We start from the raw sequence: 20,881 nt of genomic DNA, 5'->3' as shown, positions 1-20,881 counted from the left end.
GCTGGCCGGAACCCGTCACTGCCCGTGCTTGTCTGACTCGAGGGCGGCGGTGACGTCCGGCACGAAGTGCTGGCTGGTGAGCGGCGGGCGCTCATACCCTTCGGTCTTGATGGGAGGCAGGGTGATGGGCTCGTAGTGGATCGCCTCGTAGGGCACCTTGCCAAGGAGGTGGGAGATGCAGTTGAGGCGGGCGCGGCGCTTGTCGTCGGCGTCCACCACGAACCAGGGGCAATCCTCGGTATCCGTGTAGATGAACATGTCATCCTTGGCGCGGGAATACTCCACCCAGCGGGAGCGGGATTGCAGATCCATGGGGCTGAATTTCCAGCGCTTGATGGGAGTGTTGATGCGCTCCTTGAAGCGTTTCTCCTGCTCTTCATCGCTGACCGAGAACCAGTATTTGATGAGGGTGATGCCGGAGCGGATCAACATCCGCTCGAATTCGGGGCAGGCGCGCAGGAATTCGCGATACTCGTCGTCGCTGCAAAAGCCCATCACCCGTTCGACCCCGGCCCGGTTGTACCAGGAACGGTCAAACAGCACCATCTCGCCCGCCGAGGGCAGGTGCGCCACGTAGCGCTGGAAGTACCACTGGGTGCGCTCCCGATCCGAGGGGGCTGGCAGGGCGGTGACCCGGCAGACCCGGGGGTTGAGGGGTTCGGTGATCGCCTTGATGACGCCCCCCTTGCCCGCGGCGTCGCGCCCCTCGAACAGCACCACCACTTTGAGCCCCTCCTGCTTGACCCACTCCTGCAACTTGACCAGCTCCTCCTGCAGGTGGGCGAGGTGATGTTCGTAGGTCTTCTTGTCCAGACGGGGGCGTTTCTTGCTCTTTTCCTTGGCCATCATCCTCTCCTTGGTGACTCCTCGTTGTGAGTCTCTCCAGCTTGCACCAGGCGGGCACCCCTGCCAAGGGTGGCGTGTTACACTGCCGCCTCATCAGCCGCTGGCAACAGAAAAACAGGAAAGCCAGTTTCATCGCCGCTGGCAACAGGAGAAAACATGAAGCAGTTTATGGAGATAGCGGGCCGCCGCATGGCCTATCTGGACGAGGGGCAGGGTCCGGCACTGCTCTTTGGCCACAGTTACCTGTGGGACAGTGCCATGTGGGCACCGCAAATCGAGGCCCTCAAGGGGCAGTATCGCTGCATCGTGCCCGAGCTTTGGGGTCACGGGGATTCCGATGTGCTGCCCGAGGGGCCCTGCACCCTGGTGACCCTGGCCCGGGATCATCTGGCGCTGCTCGATGCCCTTGGCATCGACGAGTGCGTGCTGGTGGGGCTCTCCATCGGTGGCATGTGGGGCGTGGAGCTGGCGCGCATGGCGCCTGCTCGCCTCAAGGGAGTGGTGCTGATGGACAGCTTCGTCGGCCTTGAACCCCAGATCACCTGCGAGCGCTATCTCGGCATGCTGGCGATGATCGAACAGGTCGGCGCCGTGCCTGCGCCCATCGCCGATCAGGTGGCGCCGCTCTTCTTCGCCCATCAACCGGACGCGGCCCTGATGGCCGGTTTCAAGGCCCGGCTGGCCCAATGGCCCGCCGACAAGGTGGCGAGCCTGGTGGCGGTGGGGCGCAGCTTCGTGACCCGGGAGGATCGCATCGACTGGCTCGAAGAGATGAGGCTGCCCGCACTGGTCATGACGGGGTGCGAGGACAAGGCTCGCCCTGTGCTGGAGGGGTATCTGATGGCCGAGGTGCTGGGGTGTCCGTTCAGGGAGATCCCGGGGGCCGGTCACATCTCGACCCTGGAGAATCCCGCGTTCATCAACCGGGCGCTGGCGGCATTTCTCGCCGAAGTGGCAGAGTGACGCTGCGCCGGATAGCCGTAAAAAAGGAGCCATGGGCTCCTTTTTTGTTGCCCAGTCCGGATGGGGCTACCAGATGTAGCCCACCCCGAAGCCTGCATAGAGTTCTCCCTGATGCTGGACGATGGGGCTGTCCGCGATGTCGTTGTCGTAGCGCTCGTAGTTGATGCCAAAGCCGCCAATCCAGTTGGCGCTGAAGCGATAGCTGCCGATGAGGGAGACCATGGGGGAGAGGGTGGTGCCCGTGTTCCACGCCGGCCTGTCCGCCCTCGCTTCGTCTTGCGAGACACCGCCGAAGTAGTAGTTGGCGAGGTTGTGGCTGCGCAGCATCACGCCGGCTCCCGGCATCAGCAGCAGGGGGCCGCGGATGATGGGGAAGTTGGCCCACAGCATCAGCTCCTGACCGTCGCTGGTGCCGGTCACATCCGTGGTGGCCCGCACGCTCCAGAGGGCGTAGGGAGTGATGAGATCGGCCCCAACACCGGCCTCGAACTGCCCCTTGCGCTTCTCCATGCCATGGAGGAAGGGATCGTCGTCCGGGTCCAGGTTGCCAAAGCGCATCCGGCCGAAGGCATAGGCCGAGAGGTTGCCATCCCGGCTCAGGTAGTAGCGGGCCCGATCCCCCAGATACATCAGGTTGTCACCAAAATAGAGGGCCCCCGGGATGGGCATCAGGGTATCGTCCTGGTGCTGGTAACGGGCCTGACCGCCGATGACGGCCCCGCCCAGCACCAGCCCCTTGGGAATGGGGCTGTCGGGGCTGTCGCTGGAGAAGGCGCTGAGGGCCCCGATATCGAGGTCTGCCCGGACGGGTGAGCAGAGCAGCAGTACCAGAAAGGCACCCAGAGAGGCATGGCGCAGGGCAGGGACTGGGGACATGACAGATCCTTGTCGGTGGGTGGGCGTGGGAACGAATCAGACCGGCGTAGCAAGTCAAACGGATGTCGGTTTTCAATTAAACCCGACAAGGCAAGCATGAGCCAGCGTCACGGAGGTGCTGCTGGTGGCCGGTATCTGGAAGGGGCGAGACCCGGCCTCGCCCCTTGCCAGGGTCAGGGGGCGGGGCGGGGGAGATCTTCCCGCTTGGGCCAGGCATTGAGCACCGCTTTGACCAGGGTGGCGAGGGGAATGGCGAAGAAGACGCCCCAAAAGCCCCACAGACCGCCAAACACCAGCACGGCGATGATGATGGCCACCGGGTGCAGGTTGACCGCCTCGGAGAAGAGCAGGGGGACCAGCAGGTTGCCGTCGAGGGCCTGGATCACGAAATAGGCCACCATCAGCCAGGCGAAGTCGGGGGTCAGCCCCCACTGGAACAGGGCCACCATGGCCACCGGCACGGTCACCGCGGCGGCACCGATATAGGGGATGAGCACGGAGAAGCCCACCGCGACCGCCAGCAGGGCGGAGTAGCGCAATCCCATCAGGGCGAAGGGCACATAGGTGGCGATGCCGACGATGACGATCTCGATCACCTTGCCGCGGATGTAGTTGATGATCTGGTCGTTCATCTCCACCCAGACCCGGTTCACCAGGGTGCGGTTGCGGGGCAGGAAGCGGCGCAGGCCTCCCATCAGCACCTGTTTGTCCTTGAGCATGAAGAAGACCATCAGGGGCACCAGGATGGCGTAGATGAGGATGGCCACCACGTTGATGAGGGAGCTCAAAGAGGCGCTCACCAGTTGTTCGCCGCCGGTCAGGATGCGCTGGCGAATGTTGTCGATGATGGTTTCCACCAGGCTGACGTCGATGATCTCGGGGTATTTTTCCGGCAGGGTGCGGACATAGTCCTGGGCATGGGCCAGCATGGCGGGGGCCTCCTTGGCCAGGTTGACCCCCTGGCTCACCAGTGTCGGGATGAGGCCCAGCAGCATCAGGGTCGTCACCGTGATGAACAGCAGCAGGACCAGGCTGGTGGCGACGGTGCGAGAAAGGCCGCCCCGTTGCAGGCGACTCACCGGCCACTCCAGCAGATAGGCCATCACCAGGGCCACCAGCAGCGGTGCCAGCAGATCCCCAAACAGCCAGAGCACGGCAAAGCAGAAGACCAGCAGCAGGAAGAGGGTGACGGCATCGGGGTCGGAAAAACGGGTCTGATACCAGCGCTTCAATACATCTAACATCGAGGCTTCCTTGAATGGCGGCTCACGGGGTGGGTGGCATGGGCTCGGGGGCGAGCAGGGCGTCCCGGGGGGGACGGGCAACGACGAGCAGCAGGGAGAGGCGGGCAGCTGACTCTTCCAGGGTCTGGACATGGTGACCCTGACGGCGCAGATAGGCGGGAATGTCCTGCCGGGAGCCTGCATCCCCGAGCTGGATGCACACGGATTGACCGGGCCGGGCCTGGCGCAACCAGAGCTTGAGCCGGATGAGGGGCTCGGGACAACGCCAGGGGGTCAGGTCGAGCTGTTCCATGAGAACTCCATCGCGTGCGTGGCGGTCATTATGGCCGTGATGAGAGGATGAAACAACGCTTGTGGGCCTTGAATGGCAAGGGTATTCTGCCGATGCCCGCTGGGGTCTGATTGGAGATAGAGATAACGTGGCACGTTTTTCCCCCCTGATAGCATCGCTTCCCCTGTTGGTCACCCTGATGGGGGCGACCTTCCACGCCCAGGGGAGCAACCAGTTGCCCGACATCGGTACCGCCGGGGTCGCCGCACTGCCCATCGAGCAGGAGGTGCGCTACGGCAACGCCTTCATGCGTTTTGCCCGGGCGGGCCTGCCCATCATCGATGACCCCGTGCTCAACGAATACATCGACGATCTGGGCCAGCGGCTGCTGACCAATGCCGACGGGGTGCGCTTCCCGTTCACCTTCTTCCTCATCAACGATCCCAGCATCAACGCGGCGGCCTTCCTCGGTGGCCGGGTCAAGGTGCACACCGGCCTCTTCCTCTACGCCGAGAGCGAGAGCGAGCTGGCCTCGGTACTGGCCCACGAAATCACCCACGTGACCCAGCGTCACATCGCCCGTTACATGGAGGCGCAGGCGAGCAGCTCCGCCATGACCCTGGCCGGCCTGGTGGGCTCCATTGCACTCGCGGTGATCAACCCCACCGCCGGCATCGCGGCCTTGCAGACCACGCTTGGCTTGTCGATGCAGTCGGCCATCAACTACACCCGGGACAACGAATACGAGGCGGATCGCATCGGCATGAAGACGCTGTATGACGCCGGGTTCGATCCCATGGGCATGGCCAACTTCTTCCAGAAGCTGGCGGCGGAGTACCGCTACGCCAGCAAGCCGCCGGAGATGCTGCTGACTCACCCCCTGCCGGAGACCCGGATCAGCGAAGCCCGAGCCAGGGCCGGGAGCTATGGCGCGCGCGCCCTGCCGCCGAGCCTGGACTTCTGGCTGGCCAAGGTGCGCATCCAGGTGCGCTATGGCACCGAGACGCCTCAGGCGCTGCTCACCTACTTCGACAGCCGCCTGCAGAAGGGGGATTACCCCCTCAAGGATGCCGCCATCTATGGCAAGGCACTGGCCCTGTTGCAGCTCAAGCGCACCGACGAGGCCGACACCCTGATGCAGGAGCTGGCGACCCGTCACCCGGAGGATCTCTTCGTGGTGGATGCCCTGACCGACATCGATCTCGCCAAGGGCCGCAGCGCCCAGGCCATCGCCAGACTGGAGCGCTTCCGCACCCGGATGCCGGACAACGAGGTGGTGGTGGTGAACCTCGGCAACGCCTATCTGGAGGGGGGCAACTACAAGAAGTCCATCGCCATCCTGGACCCTTATGCCCGTGAGCACGACGAGAACAGCCTGGCCTGGAGCCTGCTGTCTGACGCCTACCGCAAGGCGGGCAGGATGACGGACCTGCACATGGCGCGGGCGGAGACCCTCTCCCTGCGCGGGGACTATCAGGCGGCCATCGACGAACTGATCGTGGCGCGGGGCACCACCAGCGACAAGCTGACCCTGGCCCGCATCGAGGCGCGCATCACCCAGCTGGAGCGGGCCAAGAAGGATCTGGACAGCCTCAAGGGCTGAGTCCGGAGCGGGTTGATGGCAGGCGGGGTGCTCCTTTGGGGGCACCCCGCCTTGTTTTGCAGGCTAAAATAGGGCCTTTCATCGGTTTCAACGCATCTTGATGATGAAGAAATGAGAATGATGGATGGCTCTGCTATGGGGCGCTCGCCAGGCGGCGTTTTATCTCGCCTATCTTCTGCTCGTCCAGCTCCCCCACCAGGGTCTCCAGCAGCGTGCCCCTGGCATCGAGCAGATAGCTGGTGGGCAGCGCCCCGGGCCTTGGGAACGGGAGGCGGGCGTCGTCATCCGGGATCATCAGGGGAACCCTGATGGCGTGGCGCCGTGCCAGCTCGGTCAGTTCGGCGGGGGAGGCGGGGTCATAGTTGATGGCGATCACCCGGATCTGGCCTTCCTGGTGCAATGTTGTCAGCAGGGGCATCTCCCGCAGGCAGGGGGCGCACCAGGGAGCGAAGTAGTTGACCAGCAGCGGTTTGCCACCGAGATCCGCGAGGCTGACCTTCTTTCCCGCGCCGTCGGTAAAGTCGGGTGCCGGGCTGCAGGCCCCCAGCAGGGTTGCCACAATCAGCCAACAGATCCGTTTCATTTCCATAGCCTTCCCGCTTACCCTGACCATCCGTTTCCCCTACAATAGCGCCATTTCTTGTCCCATCTTGCGATTAATCAGGGAGTTATCATGAGCGAGACCCAAATCTACCACAATCCGCGCTGCTCCAAGAGCCGTGAAACCCTGGCCTTGCTGGAACAGCACGGGGTCGCCCCCGAGGTGGTGCTCTATCTGGAGCAGGCCCCGAGTGAGGCACAGATCCGCACCCTCCTGAGTCAGCTTGGCTTCACGGATCCCCGACAGCTGATGCGCACCAAGGAAGAGCTCTACAAGGAGCTGGGGCTCGGCGAGGTGAGCGGCGATGATCTCATTCGTGCCATGCACCAGCACCCCAAGCTCATCGAGCGCCCCATTGTCATCAAGAACGGGCAGGCCCGCATAGGTCGTCCGCCCGAGCAGGTGCTGGAGATCCTCAAGTGAGCACCCGCTTCGCTCGCCTGCTGACCCTGGCCGGTTTTTTCGGCCTGCTGGCCTGGGTGCTGCTCTGGCACCTCTGGCTCTCGCCCCACCCGGATCTCGCCCCCTGGCTGTTGCCGGTGATCTGGACTGTGCCGCTGCTCTTCCCCCTCAAGGGCATAGTGCAGGGCAATCCCTACACCCACGCCTGGGGCAATTTCGTGCTGATGCCCTACTTCCTGCACGCCCTGACCCTGATCACCACGGATGAGGGGGAGCGGTGGCTGGCGGTGGTGGAGCTGGTGCTCACCACCCTGGCGTTTGTGGGCACCATCTATTATGCCCGCCTGCGTGGCCGCGAGCTGGGGCTGAGTATCCGCAAGAAGGAAGGCTGAGCCCCTCCCTGTCCGCCTGCTGGCGGGCAGGGTATGTGTCTGAAACCGACGCAAGCCAGCGAATGGCATCTGGCGGTATCGCCCCGAAGTGGCTTGCTTATCTCTTTGATTAATTTATGGATATTGATCGCTGATTGGCAGGGCAGCACCTCTGTTGACAGATCTGTCACCTGGTTTGCCAGCCTCAGTCAGCCCCTGTTATGCAAAAAGGGGTATGCTTGTGTTTTCAACAGACTCGAGTGATCCATATGACAATCCTGCGTTCCCCCCTGTTGCACAAGACCCTGCTGGCCCTGACCGTCTCCCTCTCCGTCAGTTCCCTCGCTGATGCCTGTACCCGCGCCGTCTATCAGGGGGAGGGAGCGCTGGTGGTGACCGGTCGTACCATGGACTGGCGCAGCGCCATGCCGACCAATCTCTGGGCGCTGCCCCGTGGCATCGCGCGGGAAGGGGAGGCCGGTGCGCACTCCATGACGTGGACGTCGCGCTACGGCTCCGTGGTGGCGGCAGGCTTCGATGCGGGCACCGCCGACGGCATGAACGAGAAGGGGCTGGTGGCCAACCTCCTCTATCTGACCGAGTCCGAGTATGTGACCCCGAGCGACAAGGATCCGCGCAAGACTCTCTCCATCTCGCTCTGGGCCCAGTACGCGCTGGACAACTTCGCCACCGTGGCCGATGCGGTCGCCGCCCTGTCGAAGGACGAGTTCTATGTGGTGACCACCCTGACCCCGGATGGCAAGCCGGGCCAGCTGCACCTCTCCCTCTCCGATGCGAGCGGCGATTCCGCCATCTTCCAGTACGTGGGGGGCAAGCTGCAGATCTACCACGACCGCAGTTATCAGGTGATGACCAACTCGCCGACCTTTGACAAGCAACTGGCTCTCAACGACTACTGGGAGGAGATTGGCGGTCTCACCATGCTGCCCGGCACCAACCGCTCGGCGGATCGATTTGCCCGCGCCTCCTTCTACATCAAGACCCTGCCAAAGACCGACCAGGCCAACGAGGCGGTAGCCGGGGTGATGAGCGTGATGCGCAACGTCTCGGTACCCATGGGGATCAGCACCCCGGATCAGCCCAACATCTCCACCACCCTGTGGCGCAGCGTGGCGGATCAGCAGCATCGCCGCTATTTCTTCGAGCTGACCCATCTGCCCAACACCTTCTGGGTGAGCATGGACAAGCTGGATCTCGCCGCGGGGGCCCCGGTGCTCAAGTTGCCCCTGACCGAGCAGCAGCTCTATGCGGGGGAGACGGCGGAGAAATTCGTCCCGGCCAAGGCGTTTCGCTTCCTGCCGGCCAGCCCCAAGGCCTGAGCGTTCCCCCGATGACAACGCCCCGCTCGGGGCGTTTTTTATGGTGGGGATGAGGTGGCAGTGCGGTGGGCGGCGATCTGCGCCTCGCAAAAGCGCATCAGCTCCGGGTAGAAGTGCAGGAAGGCGTGCTCGGCCTCGGTCCAGCGAGCCTGATCCAGGGCGTGGAGCGCCTCCCCGAGCGGCACGGGGCGGCGCAGCCGACGACCGATGCCGTTGAGGGCCGCTCCCACCCCTTCCCGGTACTGGTAGGAGGCCAGCCAGTCCTGCTCGGCCATGCGCCGCAGGGCCATCGGCAGGCCCTGTGGCAGGCTGTGATGATCCAGGAGAAGCTGACCATAGCTCTGCGCCAGAAAGCGGGGCAGGGGGGCTGCGCTGAACCTCTGCCAGTGCTGGCTGAGCCAGTGATCGTAGAGCATGTCCACCACAATGCCGCCGAAGCGGCGCCAGGGGGGGTCGAAGCTCGCCACGGCGGCCCGATGGGCCGGGTGGGCATCGGTGAAGGCGTCTATCTTGCGGTGCAGCCAGATCCCCTCGTCGAAGTGGTCAGCCAGTCCCGTCGGCAGCGGGCCCTTGATGAAGTCCCCCAGCAGGTTGCCGGTGAGGGAGCTGCCGGTATGGGCCGCCAGATGGAGGTGGGCGAGAAAATTCATGGGATGGGGCTCGCGTGCCTGGGCGTGAACGGGTGATCCGAGCCTAACGAATCGTGGCCGGATTGACCATGGGCAGGATGTTTCATCCCCAAGTCCCCTTGCCGGGCAAATTTGAGGCGTGTTAAGGTGCTTGCCATCTTTGTCACAGGACTCGACAAATCACCATGATGCGCAAAGCCAGAGGCTTTTTTCTGGCCTTCTACTTCAAGCCTTTCTATCTCTCCGAGTGGTTCGACGAATAGGTCGAGGCCCCGGAGCAGTTCATTGACGCCCATGGCGGCGTAATCCCGCTCATCTGCAATTTGCCGTTTGTTGGCCATCGCTTGCCTCTGCCTGCGATGCCTTGACCGCGCCTGTGCGCTTTTTATGTAATGGAGTACTCACGATGAAGACCACACTGACCCTGTCAGCCCTTGTTGCTGCCTGTCTGCTCGCCGCCCCCGTCACCGCCAAGGAGTGGAAGACGGTACGCTTTGGCGTGGAGGGGGCCTATCCCCCCTTCTCATGGACCGATGCGTCCGGAGAGATCAAGGGATTTGACATCGATCTTGCCAACGCCCTGTGCCAGCAGATGGCCGTCAGGTGCGAACTGGTGGCCCAGGATTGGGACGGCATGATCCCCGCCCTGCTGTCGCGCAAGTACGACGCCATCATCGCCGCCATGTCGATCACCGACGAGCGGCGCAAGAAGGTCGACTTCACCGAGAAATATGCCCACATTCCCAACCGCTTCGTGGCGGCCAGGGGCACCGAACTGACGCTGACGCCGGAAGGGATGGCGGGCAAGCGCATCGGCGTGCAGCGGGCCACCACCCACGACAAGTACCTGACCGACAACTTCGGCTCCAGCGTCACCATAGTGCGTTACGGCAGTGCCGATGAAGCCTACCTCGACCTGAAGGCGGGACGGGTGCTGGCCCTGCTGGCCGACGCCTCGGCCATCGAACAGGGGTTGCTTGGCAAGGAAGGGGGCGACAAGTTCGACTATGTGGGGCCGGCCCTGACCGACCGTCAATGGTTTGGCGATGGCATGGGGATCGCGGTGCGCAAGGGGGATCCGGATCTCAGGGCCAGGCTGAACGACGCCATCAAGGCCCTGCGCGCCAACGGCAAGTATCAGGAGATCAACCGGAAGTACTTCAAGTACGATATCTATGGCGGTTGATGGGTAACAGTCGGAGGGAGCCTGCTCCCTCCTTTTTCATGCAGCAAGGAGAGACCCCATGTTGACCCTGATCGAGGGTGCGCAGATCCATAGTCCGGCCCCGCTCGGCCAGCAGGACCTGCTGGTGGCGGATGGCCGCATCGCCTGGATGGGCAAGGGACTGACGGTTCCGGCCGACTGGCCACTGACGCGGGTGGACGCTGGCGGCCGCTATCTGGTGCCCGGACTGGTGGACCCGCTCGCCCATATCACGGGAGGGGGCGGCGAGGGAGGCTTCGGCTTTCGCACGCCGGAGCTCTTGGCAAGGGAAGCCCTGGCGGCGGGGGTCACCACGCTCGTGGCGGCGCTCGGCACCGACAGCCTGACCCGCAGCCCGGCCCAGGTGCTGGGGAAGGTGCGCGAGTTTCGCGCCGCCGGGGTGAGCGCCTTCATGTACACCGGCTCCTACCACCTGCCGGTCAAGACCCTCACCGGCACGGTGGAGTCGGACATCATGCTGATCCCCGAGGTGCTGGGGGTGGGGGAGGTGGCCATCAGCGATCACAGGTCCAGCGCCCCCACCCACGACGAGCTGGCGCGGCTGGCGAGCGAGGCGCGGGTGGCCGGGCTGTTGTCCGGCAAAAGTGGCGTCAGCTTCTTTCACCTGGGGGATGGCCGCGGGGCGCTGGCGCCCCTGCGGGCCCTGCGCGATGAAACCGACATTCCGCTTCGCCAGCTCTACCCCACCCACTGCAACCGCAATCCCTGGCTCTTTGCCGAGGCCATCGAGTGGGGTCGGGTAGGTGGCTGGGTCGACCTCACCACGTCGAGCTTCCCGGACCTGCTGGATGACGGGGAGCGGCTCGCGGCCGACGCCCTGGTGGCGTTGCTGGCGGCGGGCGTGCCCGTGGATCGCATCAGCTTCAGCTCGGATGCCAACGCCAGTCTGCCGCGCTTTGACGGCGAGGGGCGGCTCATCGAGCTGCGCTGCGGCCAGATAGGGAGCCTGTGGCAGGAGGTGGTGGCGGCCTGCGGCAAGGGGGTGGCGCTGGAGACGGCACTGGCGGTAGTGACGGCCAATCCGGCCAGGGCGCTGGGGCTTGCGAGCAAGGGTACCCTGGGGGTAGGGCAGGATGCGGATCTGCTGCTGATCGATCCTGATACGTTCACCATCGAGCGGGTGATGAGTGGGGGGCGGTGGCGCACCTGAATACCGGCGCCTGTCATCCAGCCCGCTCAGTTCATAAACAAAAAGCCCGGCAGCAGTGCCGGGCTTTGTCGTGCCATGGGGTTCAGATGGCGAGAAACCCCAGGATCAGAATGGGGCCGAGCAGGCTCAGGATAAAGCCGGAGACGATGGCCACCGGCACCACCTGGATGCCGCCGGATTTCTGGATGACAGGCAGGGTGAAGTCCAGCGCCGTGGCGCCGCCGTAGCCGATGGCGGCGCTGGGGTGGCGGCGCATCAGCACCGGGATGATGAGGATGGCGATAAGCTCGCGCCCCAGATCGTTGATGAAGGCGGCGGACCCCAGCACCGGGCCCAGCTTGTCCGCTACCAGGATGCCGGAGAGCGAATACCAGCCAAAACTGGAGCTCATCGCGAGGCCATGGGCAAAGGGCATGCCGAGCAGCTGGGCGGCCAGCAGGCTGCCGAGCCAGCTGCTGAGGATGACGGTGAGCGCGATCTTCATGCCCCAGGGATTGAGCAGGATCTGGCGCAGGCGCATGCCGGAGTTGCGCATCTGGATACCGATGAGCAAGAGCAGCAGCATCAGGGCCCACTCGCTCAACTTGTCGATGGGCAGGGCGCGCAGGTCCACCACCAGTCCCAGCAAGACGCCCCCCAGCACCACGAAACAGAGCTGGAGGGATTCCCACAACAGGTGCAGCTTGCTCGGCATCTTGCCGTCACTGGCCTCGTGGGTGGGGGGGCTGCGCTTGTCCAGCCACCACAGGGCCAGCAGGTTGCACAGGGTAATGGCGGCGAGCATCACCCCTGCCACCTTGAAGATCACTGCCAGGTTGCTGCCCAGGTTCTCCACATAGGCCAGCCCCAGCCCCATCAGGAACAGGATGAGGTAGACCATCTTGCCCAGGGACTGGTTGACCAGCTTGATCAGACGGGCGGAAGAGAGGGGAACCAGATAGCCGATCACCAGCGGCAGCAGGATCAGCAACACATTGAGCAACATCGGGGCCTCGATCACAAAACGTGGAAAAACGGCACCTTATCACGACTTGTTGCACCTGTGTCACGGATCTGTGCATCAGCATGGCCCATACGGGACTTTTTTATCATATTGTTGTGTTTTTTGATGACAGTCAGCTGTGCACGCAAACAGAGAAAGAGGGCCACATCACCTGAAAAATCAATTTCATCCCCATGAAATGACGAGAGAAGGGGAATCTGCCTGGGTGAATAAAGTCCTTTTGGATGACATCTGGCGGATATGGTGAAATATGCTTGCTACCAGTGCGCTGCGGGTATAAAAGAGCGGTAGGGAAGGTGCGACAAAAAATGGATTTTATGCAGACAAAGTGCTGAAAAATACTCAATAGGCCAATAAAAATACAGATAAAACACCAAATACCTCGGTTCTGTATTGTTTTTTCACTACCTCAATGATATTTTCGCTGAAGGTTGCCATCGGTTAACGTTTTGTTAAATGGACGATGGTGGAGTCACGCCGAAGCGGCGTCTAGGGACAGACAAGGTTGTAATGGATGAGCGACGTTGCCGCACTGGAAGTTCGTGATCTGCACAAGTATTTTGGCACCCACGAAGTGCTCAAGGGCATCGATATGACGGCCCACAAGGGGGATGTGATCTCCCTCATCGGCTCCTCGGGTTCGGGGAAGTCGACCTTTCTACGCTGTATCAATCTGCTTGAAACCCCCTCATCGGGCAGCGTCTCCCTCCACGGGGAGCTGATCCGGATGAAAACCAGCCGTTCCGGCGAACGCCTGCCGGAAGACATGCGCCAGGTGGAGCGTATCCGCAGCCGACTGGCCATGGTGTTTCAAAGCTTCAATCTCTGGTCCCACATGACCATCATGCAGAACATCATCGAAGTGCCCATCCAGGTACTCAAGGTGCCCCGTGCCGAGGCCATCGCCAAGGCGGAGCACCTGCTCAACCGGGTGGGGCTGTGGGAGCGTCGCGACTATTATCCCGGTCACCTCTCCGGCGGTCAGCAGCAGCGGGCCGCCATCGCCCGGGCGCTGGCGGTGGAACCCGAGGTGATGCTGTTTGACGAGCCTACCTCGGCCCTCGACCCTGAACTGGTGGGGGAGGTCCTTGGCCTGATGCGCGAGCTGGCGGAAGAGGGGCGTACCATGATGGTGGTGACCCACGAGATGTCCTTCGCCCGCGACGTGTCGAACAAGGTGATGTTCCTGCACCAGGGGCGCGTGGAGGAGGAGGGCAATCCCAAGGAGATCTTCGCCCATCCCAAGTCGGAGCGATTCAAGCAATTCATCTCGTCCATCTATTGATGGACGGGATTCAATTTCAACCATCCGTACTTTCAACGATCGACGTGTTTATCAAGGAGAGATACATGAACAAGCTGATGCTGGCGACTGCCGTGATGACGGCCCTGTGTTCCGGTAGCCTGATGGCCAAGGAGTGGAAAGAGGTCCGGATCGGGGTGGAAGGGGCCTATCCCCCCTTCTCCTGGACCGAGCCGAGCGGCGAGGTGAAAGGCTTCGACATCGACATCGCCAACGCCCTGTGCGAAGAGATGAAGGTGAAGTGCACCCTGATCAAGCAGGACTGGGACGGCATCATTCCGGCGCTGCTGTCGCGCAAGTATGACGCCATCATCGCCACCATGGACATCACCGAAGAGCGCAAGAAGAAGGTGGACTTCACCCAGAAGTACCAGCACATCCCGGCGCGCTTCGCCGCCAAGAAAGGGACCGAAATCCAGCTCGACAAGGCCTTCATGGACGGCAAGACCATCGCCGTGCAGCGTGCCACCTCCATGGACACCTACATCACCGACAACTTCCCCAACGCCACCATCAAGCGCTACGGCACTGCGGATGAAGCCTACCTCGATCTGAAATCCGGCCGTGTCGACTACGTGATGGCCGACTCCGCCGCCATCAGCGACGGCCTGCTGAAGAAGGAAGGGGGCGATGCCTTCGAGTTCATCGGCCCGAAACTGACCGATCCCAAGTGGTTTGGCGAGGGTGCCGGCATCGCGGTGCGCAAGGCCGACAAGGATCTGAAAGAGAAATTCAATGCCGCCATCCTGGCCCTGCGTGCCAATGGCAAGTACAAGGAAATCAACGACAAGTACTTCGACTTCGACGTGTACGGCGAGTAAGCCGACGTCAGGCGAACAACGACAGGTTGATCCCGTCAGTAGTCATCGGGCCCGTTGCCTTCCGCTGGGAGTGACGGGCCCGATTGCGATGGAGCTGCATTGCATATGTTTGATTTGAAAGGATACGAAACCTCTCTGCTGGAGGGGGCCTGGATCACCCTGGAGGTGGCGCTCGCCTCCCTGCTGCTGGCCCTGGTGCTCGGCATGCTGGGGGCCCTGGCCAAGCTCTCTCCCTACAAGTGGGCACGCGGCATCGCGGCGGCCTACACCACCGTCATTCGCGGCATCCCGGATCTGGTGCTGATGATGCTGCTCTTCTTCGGCGGCCAGGTGCTCATCAACGGGATCTGCACCTGGGTCAACGAGGCCTACAACAACCACCTGCTGGCGAGCAACCCGAACCAGGAGTGGGTCTCCCTGCTGCCCGATTACATCGACATCAGCCCGTTTGCGGCCGGGGTCGCCACCATCGGCTTCATCTTCGGCGCCTACATGACCGAGACCTTCCGCGGCGCCATCCTGGCGGTGGACAAGGGGGAGCTCGAAGCGGCCCGTGCCTTCGGCATGCGGGCAAGCCAGGTCTTTGTGCGGATCCTCTTTCCCCAGATGATGCGCCACGCCCTGCCCGGGTTTGGCAACAACTGGCTGGTGCTGCTGAAAACCACGGCCCTGGTCTCCATCATCGGGCTCGATGACATGGTGCGAAAGGCGTCGCTCGCGGCGGGCTCGACCCAGCAGCCTTTCACCTTCTACATGGCGGTGGCGCTGATCTTCCTGGTCTTCACCGCAGTCTCTACCTCGGCGCTCAAGTGGGCCGAGCGTCACTACGCCATCAAGACGAGGTAAGCCATGGATTTCTCGATCATTCTCAAGGAGTGGCCCACCTACTGGGAGGGGCTCTATACCACCATCTGGCTGGTGGCCGCCTCGCTCATGCTGGGGCTCATGCTGGCGGTGCCCATGGGCATACTGCGCAACAGCCGCAACTGGTTGATAAAGGGGCCAATCTGGGCCTATATCTACTTCTTCCGTGGCACCCCGCTCCTGGTGCAGCTCTTCATCATCTACTACGGTGCCGCCCAGTGGGAGTGGCTCAAGAACAGTGCGGCCTGGTCCCTCTTCTCGGAAGCCTGGTTCTGTGCCCTGCTGGCGTTCACTCTCAACACCGGCGCCTACACCGCCGAGATAGTGCGTGGCGCCGTGATGAACATGCCCAAGGGGCAGATAGAAGCGGCAAGCGCCTTCGGCATGACCCGCTGGCAGACCCTCACCCGCATCATCCTGCCCAACTCGTTTCGCCGTGCGCTGCCGGCCTACAGCAACGAGGTGATCTTCATGCTGCAGGGGTCGGCGGTGGCGGGCATCATCACCATCGTCGATCTGACGGGGGCCGCGCGGATCATCAACTCCCGCTACTACAGCCCGTTCGAGGCGTTCCTGACCGCAGGTCTGCTCTACATGCTGCTCACCTTCGTCATAGTCTGGTTGTTCAAGAAGTGGGAAGCCCGCTGGCATGCCCACCTGCGCCCGCGCAGCGTCTGACTGCCAGCAGAGAAAAAGCCCGCAACTGCGGGCTTTTTTTTATGGACCATGGGCAGGCTCAGCGCCCCAGGTACTCCCTGTCGAAGAAGGTGTTGACCCAGTGGGGGCGATAGACGGCGAGCAGGGTCATGGTCATGCCGTTGAGGAGCGCCTCGGGGAAGAGCAGCAGCGGCCAGATGGAGAGGTAGTCGGCGCTGATGGTGTGCCAGGAGTAGGTGCCGCTCACCCCCATCAGCAAGGCGCTGGCGATCACCTTGGCCGAAATGCTCAGCGCCCCCCCGAGAAATGCCGCCACGAACAGATAGACGAAGAGGTGGCGAGGCAGCCAGGCCCAGCTCCCCAGAAACAGCAGCCAGCTGGTGGCCACCGGCAGGGCAACGCTGATGAGGGCTTGCCAGCCGATGTCGGCCAGGGGGATGACCCCGAAGTAAGCGAGGAGCAGCAGGGTGAGGCAGGGGGCAAGCAGGGCGAGGCGCCAGCCCAGCAACAGGGTCAGGCTGGTGAGGCCGAGAAAGTGGATCTCGAGCCCCTCGTGCAACCCGGCCCGCAAGGTCCACAGCGGTACCAGCACGATGGCGCCGCCGAGGCAAAGATGCTGATAGAGCGGGTGGGCGCCAAGGGTGCGCAGCAGGGAGGCGTTCAGACTGAAGGCGAGCAGCACCAGCCAGAGCAGGAGGGCGGCGACTTGTCCTTCACTCATGAGCGGTTCCCCCGGATGCGGCTGTCGGTGATGGCGCCGTGGCGAACGCCGGCGCAATGAAAAGAGGCCGCCCTCTGCCGGGCGGCCTCCTGTCTCAATACTTCACGTTGGGGTGATACTTGCCAAGGATGCCCTGGACCCTGTCCATGGTCTCCTTGCTGGGGGGCTTGATGCCGACCAGATCGTAGGTATCTCCCAGCACGTCCCACTTGTGCTTGCCAAGTTCGTGGTAGGGCAGCAGCTCCACCTTCTCGACGCAGTCCCCCAGCTCGGCGATGAACTGGCCGAGTCCTTCTGCGCTCTCGTCATCGTCGGACCAGGTGGGTACCACCACGTAGCGGATCCACATGGTCTGGCCGCGGGAGGCCAGGTAGCGGGCGAACTCCAGGGTGTATTTGTTGCTGACGTGGGTGAGGGGAATGTGCTTCTCGTCGTTGATCTGCTTGATGTCGAGCAGCACCAGATCGGTGTTGTCCAGCACCCGGTCGAGCAACTCGTCGTAGTGACGCACGAAACCGTTGGTATCCAGGCAGGTGTGGATCCCCTGGGCCTTGCAGGCGGTGAACAGTTCGGCGATGAACTCCTGCTGCAGCATGGCCTCGCCGCCGGAGGCGGTCACGCCACCGCCGGAGGCATTCATGAAGTGACGATAGCTGGTGAGATCCTTCATCAGCTCGGGCACGGTGACCTCGCGGCCGCCCTGGGTGTCCCAGGTGTCCCGGTTGTGACAATACTTGCAGCGCATCAGGCAGCCCTGCATGAACACGATGAAGCGGATGCCGGGGCCGTCGACGGTCCCGCAGGTCTCGACGGAATGGATCCGGCCAATGATGTCGGTAGTGCCGGTGTCGCTGGCTTCAACGGTCGGGATCCGCTGCGTGCCGGGGGTGGCAGGTCCCTTGGATTCAACGGCGGGGATCCGGTTAATGACTGACATAGACGACTCCAATGGTGCGGACAAGGTTCGAGCGGTCGTTATTTTATGACAGAAAGCCCTATAAATCCTACCAGTTTAGCCCGCAGGGGTGGCACCCAGCAGGCTCTCCAGTGCCTTGACGGGGAGCGGCCGGCTGGTGAGGAAGCCTTGATAATGCTGGCATCCCAGGGCCTTGAGCACGGCGAGCTGCTCCTCTTCCTCCACCCCTTCGGCGGTGACGGTGAAACGAAACACCCGGGCGAGATCCAGGATGGCCTTGACGATGGCCTTGTCCTGTTCGCTGTGGACCAGGGTCTGGATGAAGCTTCTGTCGAGCTTTACTTCGTCGGCGGGCAGATCCCGCAGATAGGCCAGGGAGGAGTAGCCCGTGCCGAAGTCGTCGATGGAGATGAGCAGGCCGAGGGCCTTGAGCTGGCGGATCCTGGCGATGCTCTCCAGCCGGTTTTCCAGCACCACGGACTCGGTGATCTCCAGCAACAGGCGCGATGGGGGCACCCCGGTGTCCCGCAGTATGTACTCCACCTGCTGCACGAAACCGGCGGTGTGGAACTGGCGGGCGCTGACGTTGACCGACAGATGGGGGATGGCGAGGCCGTTGTTGAGCCAGAAGCTGTACTGGGCGCAGGCGGTCTTCATCACCCAGTAGCCGATCTCCTGGATCAGGGTGGTCTCCTCGGCGATGGGGATGAACTCCCCGGGTGGCACCATGGTGCCGTCGGCCTTCTGCCAGCGCAGCAGCGCCTCTATGCCCGAGAGCGTGCCGTTGTCGACCCGGTATTGGGGCTGGTAGTGCAGCACCAGCTCGTTGTTGCGCAGGGCATCGCGCAGCTGGTTGTTGAGAGAAAGCTTGCTCTTCTCTTTTTCCGCCATGGCTTCACTGAAGAAGATATGGTTGCCCTGGCCCGCGCGCTTGGCCATGTGGACGGCGGTATCGGCCTGCTGCATCAGGACAAGGTGATCCTTGTCGTCATCGCTGAACAGGCTGATCCCCACGGAGGCGCTGCAGTGCAGCTTGTGATCGCCGATGTCGAAGGGGGCACGGAAGATCCCCATCAGCTCCCGGGCAAAGTGCTCCGCCAGGATCTTGGCGGTGATATAGCCCTGGCCCAGCGCCGTGAAGAGCAGGGCAAATTCGTCACCCGAGGTGCGGGCGAGCACCAGGTTCTCCTGGGGCAGGGACTTGAGTCGCACCACCACGGCCTGGAGCAGCAGATCGCCGCAGGCGTGACCGAGGGAGTCGTTGATGGATTTGAAGTTGTCCAGATCCAGCAGCAGCAGGGCCCCCCACTGACCACTCGGGGCCTGCAGGGTGCGCTGCATGATGTCGGTCAGGCTACGCCTGTTGTAGAGATCGCACAGGTCGTCGTAGTAGGCGAGGCGCTCGATGTGGCGGGCGGTCTCTTTCTCCTGGGTGATGTCGTGGAAGCTGCAGACGAAGTGACTGATCTCCTCCTCCTCGTCCTTGACCCCGCTCACCATGAGCCGCACCGGGAAGAGGTGTCCTTCCCTGTGCAGGCATTGTTCCTCCCCGAGCCAGTATCCCTGCCGGTTGACCGCCGCGATCACCTCCTCCTTGAGGGTGTCGCCATAGTAGGTGGGCCTCAGGGCGTCGATGTGCAGGCCCAGCATCTCTTCGCTGGCAAAGCCGGTGATGCGACTGAAGGAGGCATTGACCTTGAGGATGATGCCCCCGTGATCCATCACCAGCAGGCCGTCGTGGGTGTTGAAGGCCACTTCGGCCAGGCGCAGGGCATCGTCATTGGCCAGGCGCTGCAATTCGCTGGCGGCCCGCTCGCGCTGTTCGTAGAGGACGTCCAGCAGGGACGCAGGATCGGCCAGAGGGGTGGCGAGCAGCAGGGTGAGCTGCCCCAGGGGGAGACCATTTGGCCCCGGGAAGGGGATGCCGACATAGGCCTTGGCGTCGAGGGCCAGCAGCTGGCTGGACTGGGGATAGCGCAGGGCCAGATCTTCCACGTAGAGGCTCTGCCCGTGCTGGAAGATCTCCCGGCCCGGGCCGATGTCCATGGGCATGGGTTTGACGACGGCGAAGGCATCCCCCTCCACCACGCAGCGGGGAATGAGCCAGAGATCCTGGCCGCGAGGCTGAAACTCGCCGATCCAGCCCCTGTGGGCACCGCTCAGGCCCATGGCCCAGCGCAGCAGGGCGCGGCAGTAATCGTTGCCGGTCAGGTTGGCAAGCCCTGGTGGGGGCGCGAGGTCTGGGGTGTCGGTCGTCACGGAGTCCGGCTGCCAGTGGCCGAGCAAGCGGGCGCAATGACGTACCAGTTGCAGGGTGTCATCGCTGATGAGGGTGCTCTCGGCATACTCCAGGCTGAGCACGCCGATGAGCTTCTCCTGTTCCAGCAAGGCGCCGTCCAGGCGGGAGCAGACATTGGCATCGGCCAGATAGTAGTGCTGGCTCAACATGGGCTGGTGGGCCGCCTCCGAGAAGCTCAGGGCGCCCCGGGCGCGCAGGGCCCGGATGTAGCGGCTGTCTCCGCGAATGGCACCGAGCGCGTCCACCCCCAGGGTGAACACCGGGGTCAGCTGCTCGCCGCCAAGGGCGCCATGGGCCTGGTAGTGCCAGAGGATCAGGCGATCGGCCCCCAGGCACTCCTTGAGGCTCTCCAGCATGGCGTCATACTGCTGCTGGCTGGCCATCTGGCTCAGGCGCGGCAGTTGCAGGGACAGGCTGGCGGCGCTCTCCTGGGACTGGGTCTGCAGGCAGATGAGCCAGAAGGCGTCCTGCTCGTGGGAGAGGGAAATGTGCCAGAGGAGGGCGTCAAAGCGCAGCACCAGCTTGCCCCCCTTGCCGCTGGCCAGCCGCTGCTCGATGGGTTGGCGCAGGGCGTCCGGCAATTGGGCCGGCCAGGCACTGCGGGGCTCGTCGAGCCAGTGGAGCGGCGTCTGCATCACATCGGTCAGGGCGACCAGCCGTTGACTACGGGTATCCAGGCGGAAAAACAGGGGCGCCTGGCTGGCGGTCGGAAGATGGCTGAGCGCGGTAGACGACATGAACTGACACTATCCTGTTGAGCAATTGTCGGAGGGCAA

The 20,881-nt window shown here is 63.2% G+C and carries 22 protein-coding genes; 11 read left to right on the top strand and 11 right to left on the bottom strand.

Features of this window, described 5'->3' with window-relative positions:
- Positions 1–15: 15 nt before the first annotated feature.
- Positions 16–846, bottom strand: coding sequence for a polyphosphate kinase 2 (gene ppk2, locus AB5Y89_RS17510; RefSeq protein WP_201887718.1), 831 nt, complete (start codon positions 844–846; stop codon positions 16–18).
- 156 nt (positions 847–1,002) lie between these two features.
- Between ppk2 and AB5Y89_RS17505 the strand changes: the two genes are divergently transcribed.
- Complete coding sequence (locus AB5Y89_RS17505) at positions 1,003–1,809, top strand: alpha/beta fold hydrolase (RefSeq protein WP_323926800.1); 807 nt, start codon at positions 1,003–1,005, stop codon at positions 1,807–1,809.
- Between the two features lie 66 nt (positions 1,810–1,875).
- Here the strand turns inward: AB5Y89_RS17505 and AB5Y89_RS17500 are convergent, their stop codons facing one another.
- The 3 genes from AB5Y89_RS17500 to AB5Y89_RS17490 all read right to left on the bottom strand — a co-directional run bounded on the left by AB5Y89_RS17500 (position 1,876) and on the right by AB5Y89_RS17490 (position 4,221).
- Complete coding sequence (locus AB5Y89_RS17500; RefSeq protein ID WP_368224219.1) at positions 1,876–2,685, bottom strand: MipA/OmpV family protein; 810 nt, start codon at positions 2,683–2,685, stop codon at positions 1,876–1,878.
- A gap of 173 nt (positions 2,686–2,858) precedes the next feature.
- The gene (locus AB5Y89_RS17495) at positions 2,859–3,929 is read right to left on the bottom strand and encodes an AI-2E family transporter (protein ID WP_029314318.1); all 1,071 of its coding nucleotides are present in this window, start codon (positions 3,927–3,929) and stop codon (positions 2,859–2,861) included.
- A 22-nt stretch (positions 3,930–3,951) separates the two neighbouring features.
- Positions 3,952–4,221 (bottom strand): sulfurtransferase TusA family protein, encoded by a 270-nt coding sequence (locus AB5Y89_RS17490; protein ID WP_323928351.1) that lies wholly within the window; start codon positions 4,219–4,221, stop codon positions 3,952–3,954.
- Between the two features lie 127 nt (positions 4,222–4,348).
- Between AB5Y89_RS17490 and AB5Y89_RS17485 the strand changes: the two genes are divergently transcribed.
- Complete coding sequence (locus AB5Y89_RS17485) at positions 4,349–5,803, top strand: M48 family metalloprotease (protein ID WP_223918331.1); 1,455 nt, start codon at positions 4,349–4,351, stop codon at positions 5,801–5,803.
- A 133-nt stretch (positions 5,804–5,936) separates the two neighbouring features.
- Here the strand turns inward: AB5Y89_RS17485 and AB5Y89_RS17480 are convergent, their stop codons facing one another.
- On the bottom strand, positions 5,937–6,416 hold the full coding sequence (locus AB5Y89_RS17480; protein ID WP_368224218.1) for a TlpA family protein disulfide reductase: 480 nt from the start codon (positions 6,414–6,416) through the stop codon (positions 5,937–5,939).
- A 60-nt stretch (positions 6,417–6,476) separates the two neighbouring features.
- Here AB5Y89_RS17480 and arsC point away from each other — a divergent pair, with 60 nt between their 5' ends.
- The 3 genes from arsC (at position 6,477) to AB5Y89_RS17465 (ending at position 8,517) form a co-directional block, all read left to right on the top strand.
- A complete protein-coding gene (gene arsC / locus AB5Y89_RS17475) occupies positions 6,477–6,827 on the top strand; it encodes an arsenate reductase (glutaredoxin) (RefSeq protein ID WP_043155313.1) in 351 nt (116 codons plus the stop codon).
- On the top strand, positions 6,824–7,198 hold the full coding sequence (locus AB5Y89_RS17470) for a DUF2069 domain-containing protein (RefSeq protein ID WP_043155315.1): 375 nt from the start codon (positions 6,824–6,826) through the stop codon (positions 7,196–7,198). Before arsC ends, AB5Y89_RS17470 begins: the two co-directional genes overlap by 4 nt.
- A 248-nt stretch (positions 7,199–7,446) precedes the next feature.
- Positions 7,447–8,517 (top strand): linear amide C-N hydrolase, encoded by a 1,071-nt coding sequence (locus AB5Y89_RS17465; protein ID WP_368224217.1) that lies wholly within the window; start codon positions 7,447–7,449, stop codon positions 8,515–8,517.
- A gap of 38 nt (positions 8,518–8,555) precedes the next feature.
- Here AB5Y89_RS17465 and AB5Y89_RS17460 read toward each other — a convergent pair whose 3' ends face one another.
- Both AB5Y89_RS17460 and AB5Y89_RS17455 read right to left on the bottom strand, forming a co-directional pair.
- Complete coding sequence (locus AB5Y89_RS17460) at positions 8,556–9,167, bottom strand: ACP phosphodiesterase (protein WP_045525398.1); 612 nt, start codon at positions 9,165–9,167, stop codon at positions 8,556–8,558.
- The gene (locus AB5Y89_RS17455; protein WP_368224216.1) at positions 9,164–9,487 is read right to left on the bottom strand and encodes a hypothetical protein; all 324 of its coding nucleotides are present in this window, start codon (positions 9,485–9,487) and stop codon (positions 9,164–9,166) included. The genes AB5Y89_RS17460 and AB5Y89_RS17455 overlap by 4 nt, the downstream gene beginning before the upstream one ends.
- A gap of 65 nt (positions 9,488–9,552) precedes the next feature.
- On the opposite strand from AB5Y89_RS17455, the gene AB5Y89_RS17450 reads away from it, so the two are divergent.
- Both AB5Y89_RS17450 and iadA read left to right on the top strand, forming a co-directional pair.
- Positions 9,553–10,332, top strand: coding sequence for an ABC transporter substrate-binding protein (locus AB5Y89_RS17450; protein ID WP_010674264.1), 780 nt, complete (start codon positions 9,553–9,555; stop codon positions 10,330–10,332).
- Positions 10,333–10,390: 58 nt separating this feature from the next.
- Positions 10,391–11,521, top strand: coding sequence for a beta-aspartyl-peptidase (iadA, locus tag AB5Y89_RS17445; RefSeq protein WP_368224215.1), 1,131 nt, complete (start codon positions 10,391–10,393; stop codon positions 11,519–11,521).
- A gap of 82 nt (positions 11,522–11,603) precedes the next feature.
- Here the strand turns inward: iadA and AB5Y89_RS17440 are convergent, their stop codons facing one another.
- The gene (locus tag AB5Y89_RS17440) at positions 11,604–12,506 is read right to left on the bottom strand and encodes a lysine exporter LysO family protein (RefSeq protein WP_041215456.1); all 903 of its coding nucleotides are present in this window, start codon (positions 12,504–12,506) and stop codon (positions 11,604–11,606) included.
- Between the two features lie 532 nt (positions 12,507–13,038).
- On the opposite strand from AB5Y89_RS17440, the gene AB5Y89_RS17435 reads away from it, so the two are divergent.
- The 4 genes from AB5Y89_RS17435 (at position 13,039) to AB5Y89_RS17420 (ending at position 16,190) form a co-directional block, all read left to right on the top strand.
- A complete protein-coding gene (locus tag AB5Y89_RS17435) occupies positions 13,039–13,809 on the top strand; it encodes an ABC transporter ATP-binding protein (RefSeq protein WP_010674267.1) in 771 nt (256 codons plus the stop codon).
- A gap of 65 nt (positions 13,810–13,874) precedes the next feature.
- On the top strand, positions 13,875–14,648 hold the full coding sequence (locus AB5Y89_RS17430; protein WP_010674268.1) for an ABC transporter substrate-binding protein: 774 nt from the start codon (positions 13,875–13,877) through the stop codon (positions 14,646–14,648).
- A 105-nt stretch (positions 14,649–14,753) separates the two neighbouring features.
- Entirely contained in the window at positions 14,754–15,494 is a 741-nt protein-coding gene (locus tag AB5Y89_RS17425; RefSeq protein WP_010674269.1) for an ABC transporter permease, read from the top strand.
- Positions 15,495–15,497: 3 nt separating this feature from the next.
- Positions 15,498–16,190 carry an ABC transporter permease gene (locus AB5Y89_RS17420; RefSeq protein ID WP_010674270.1) on the top strand — a complete coding sequence of 231 codons (693 nt, stop codon included), beginning with the start codon at positions 15,498–15,500 and terminating at the stop codon, positions 16,188–16,190.
- A gap of 58 nt (positions 16,191–16,248) precedes the next feature.
- Here the strand turns inward: AB5Y89_RS17420 and AB5Y89_RS17415 are convergent, their stop codons facing one another.
- From AB5Y89_RS17415 to AB5Y89_RS17405, 3 genes are all read right to left on the bottom strand, one after another.
- Entirely contained in the window at positions 16,249–16,890 is a 642-nt protein-coding gene (locus AB5Y89_RS17415; protein WP_368224214.1) for an energy-coupling factor ABC transporter permease, read from the bottom strand.
- A gap of 94 nt (positions 16,891–16,984) precedes the next feature.
- Positions 16,985–17,827 (bottom strand): pyruvate formate lyase 1-activating protein, encoded by an 843-nt coding sequence (pflA, locus tag AB5Y89_RS17410; protein WP_081332104.1) that lies wholly within the window; start codon positions 17,825–17,827, stop codon positions 16,985–16,987.
- Positions 17,828–17,902: 75 nt separating this feature from the next.
- Positions 17,903–20,842, bottom strand: a complete 2,940-nt coding sequence (locus tag AB5Y89_RS17405) for a GGDEF and EAL domain-containing protein (RefSeq protein ID WP_103261799.1) — start codon at positions 20,840–20,842, stop codon at positions 17,903–17,905.
- Positions 20,843–20,881: the final 39 nt, after the last annotated feature.

Origin of the sequence: Aeromonas sp. s4 (genome assembly GCF_040907855.1) — a bacterium.
In the GTDB taxonomy this organism is placed as follows: Bacteria; Pseudomonadota; Gammaproteobacteria; order Enterobacterales; family Aeromonadaceae; genus Aeromonas; species Aeromonas caviae.
This window is presented reverse-complemented; position numbering and strand designations above follow the sequence as displayed.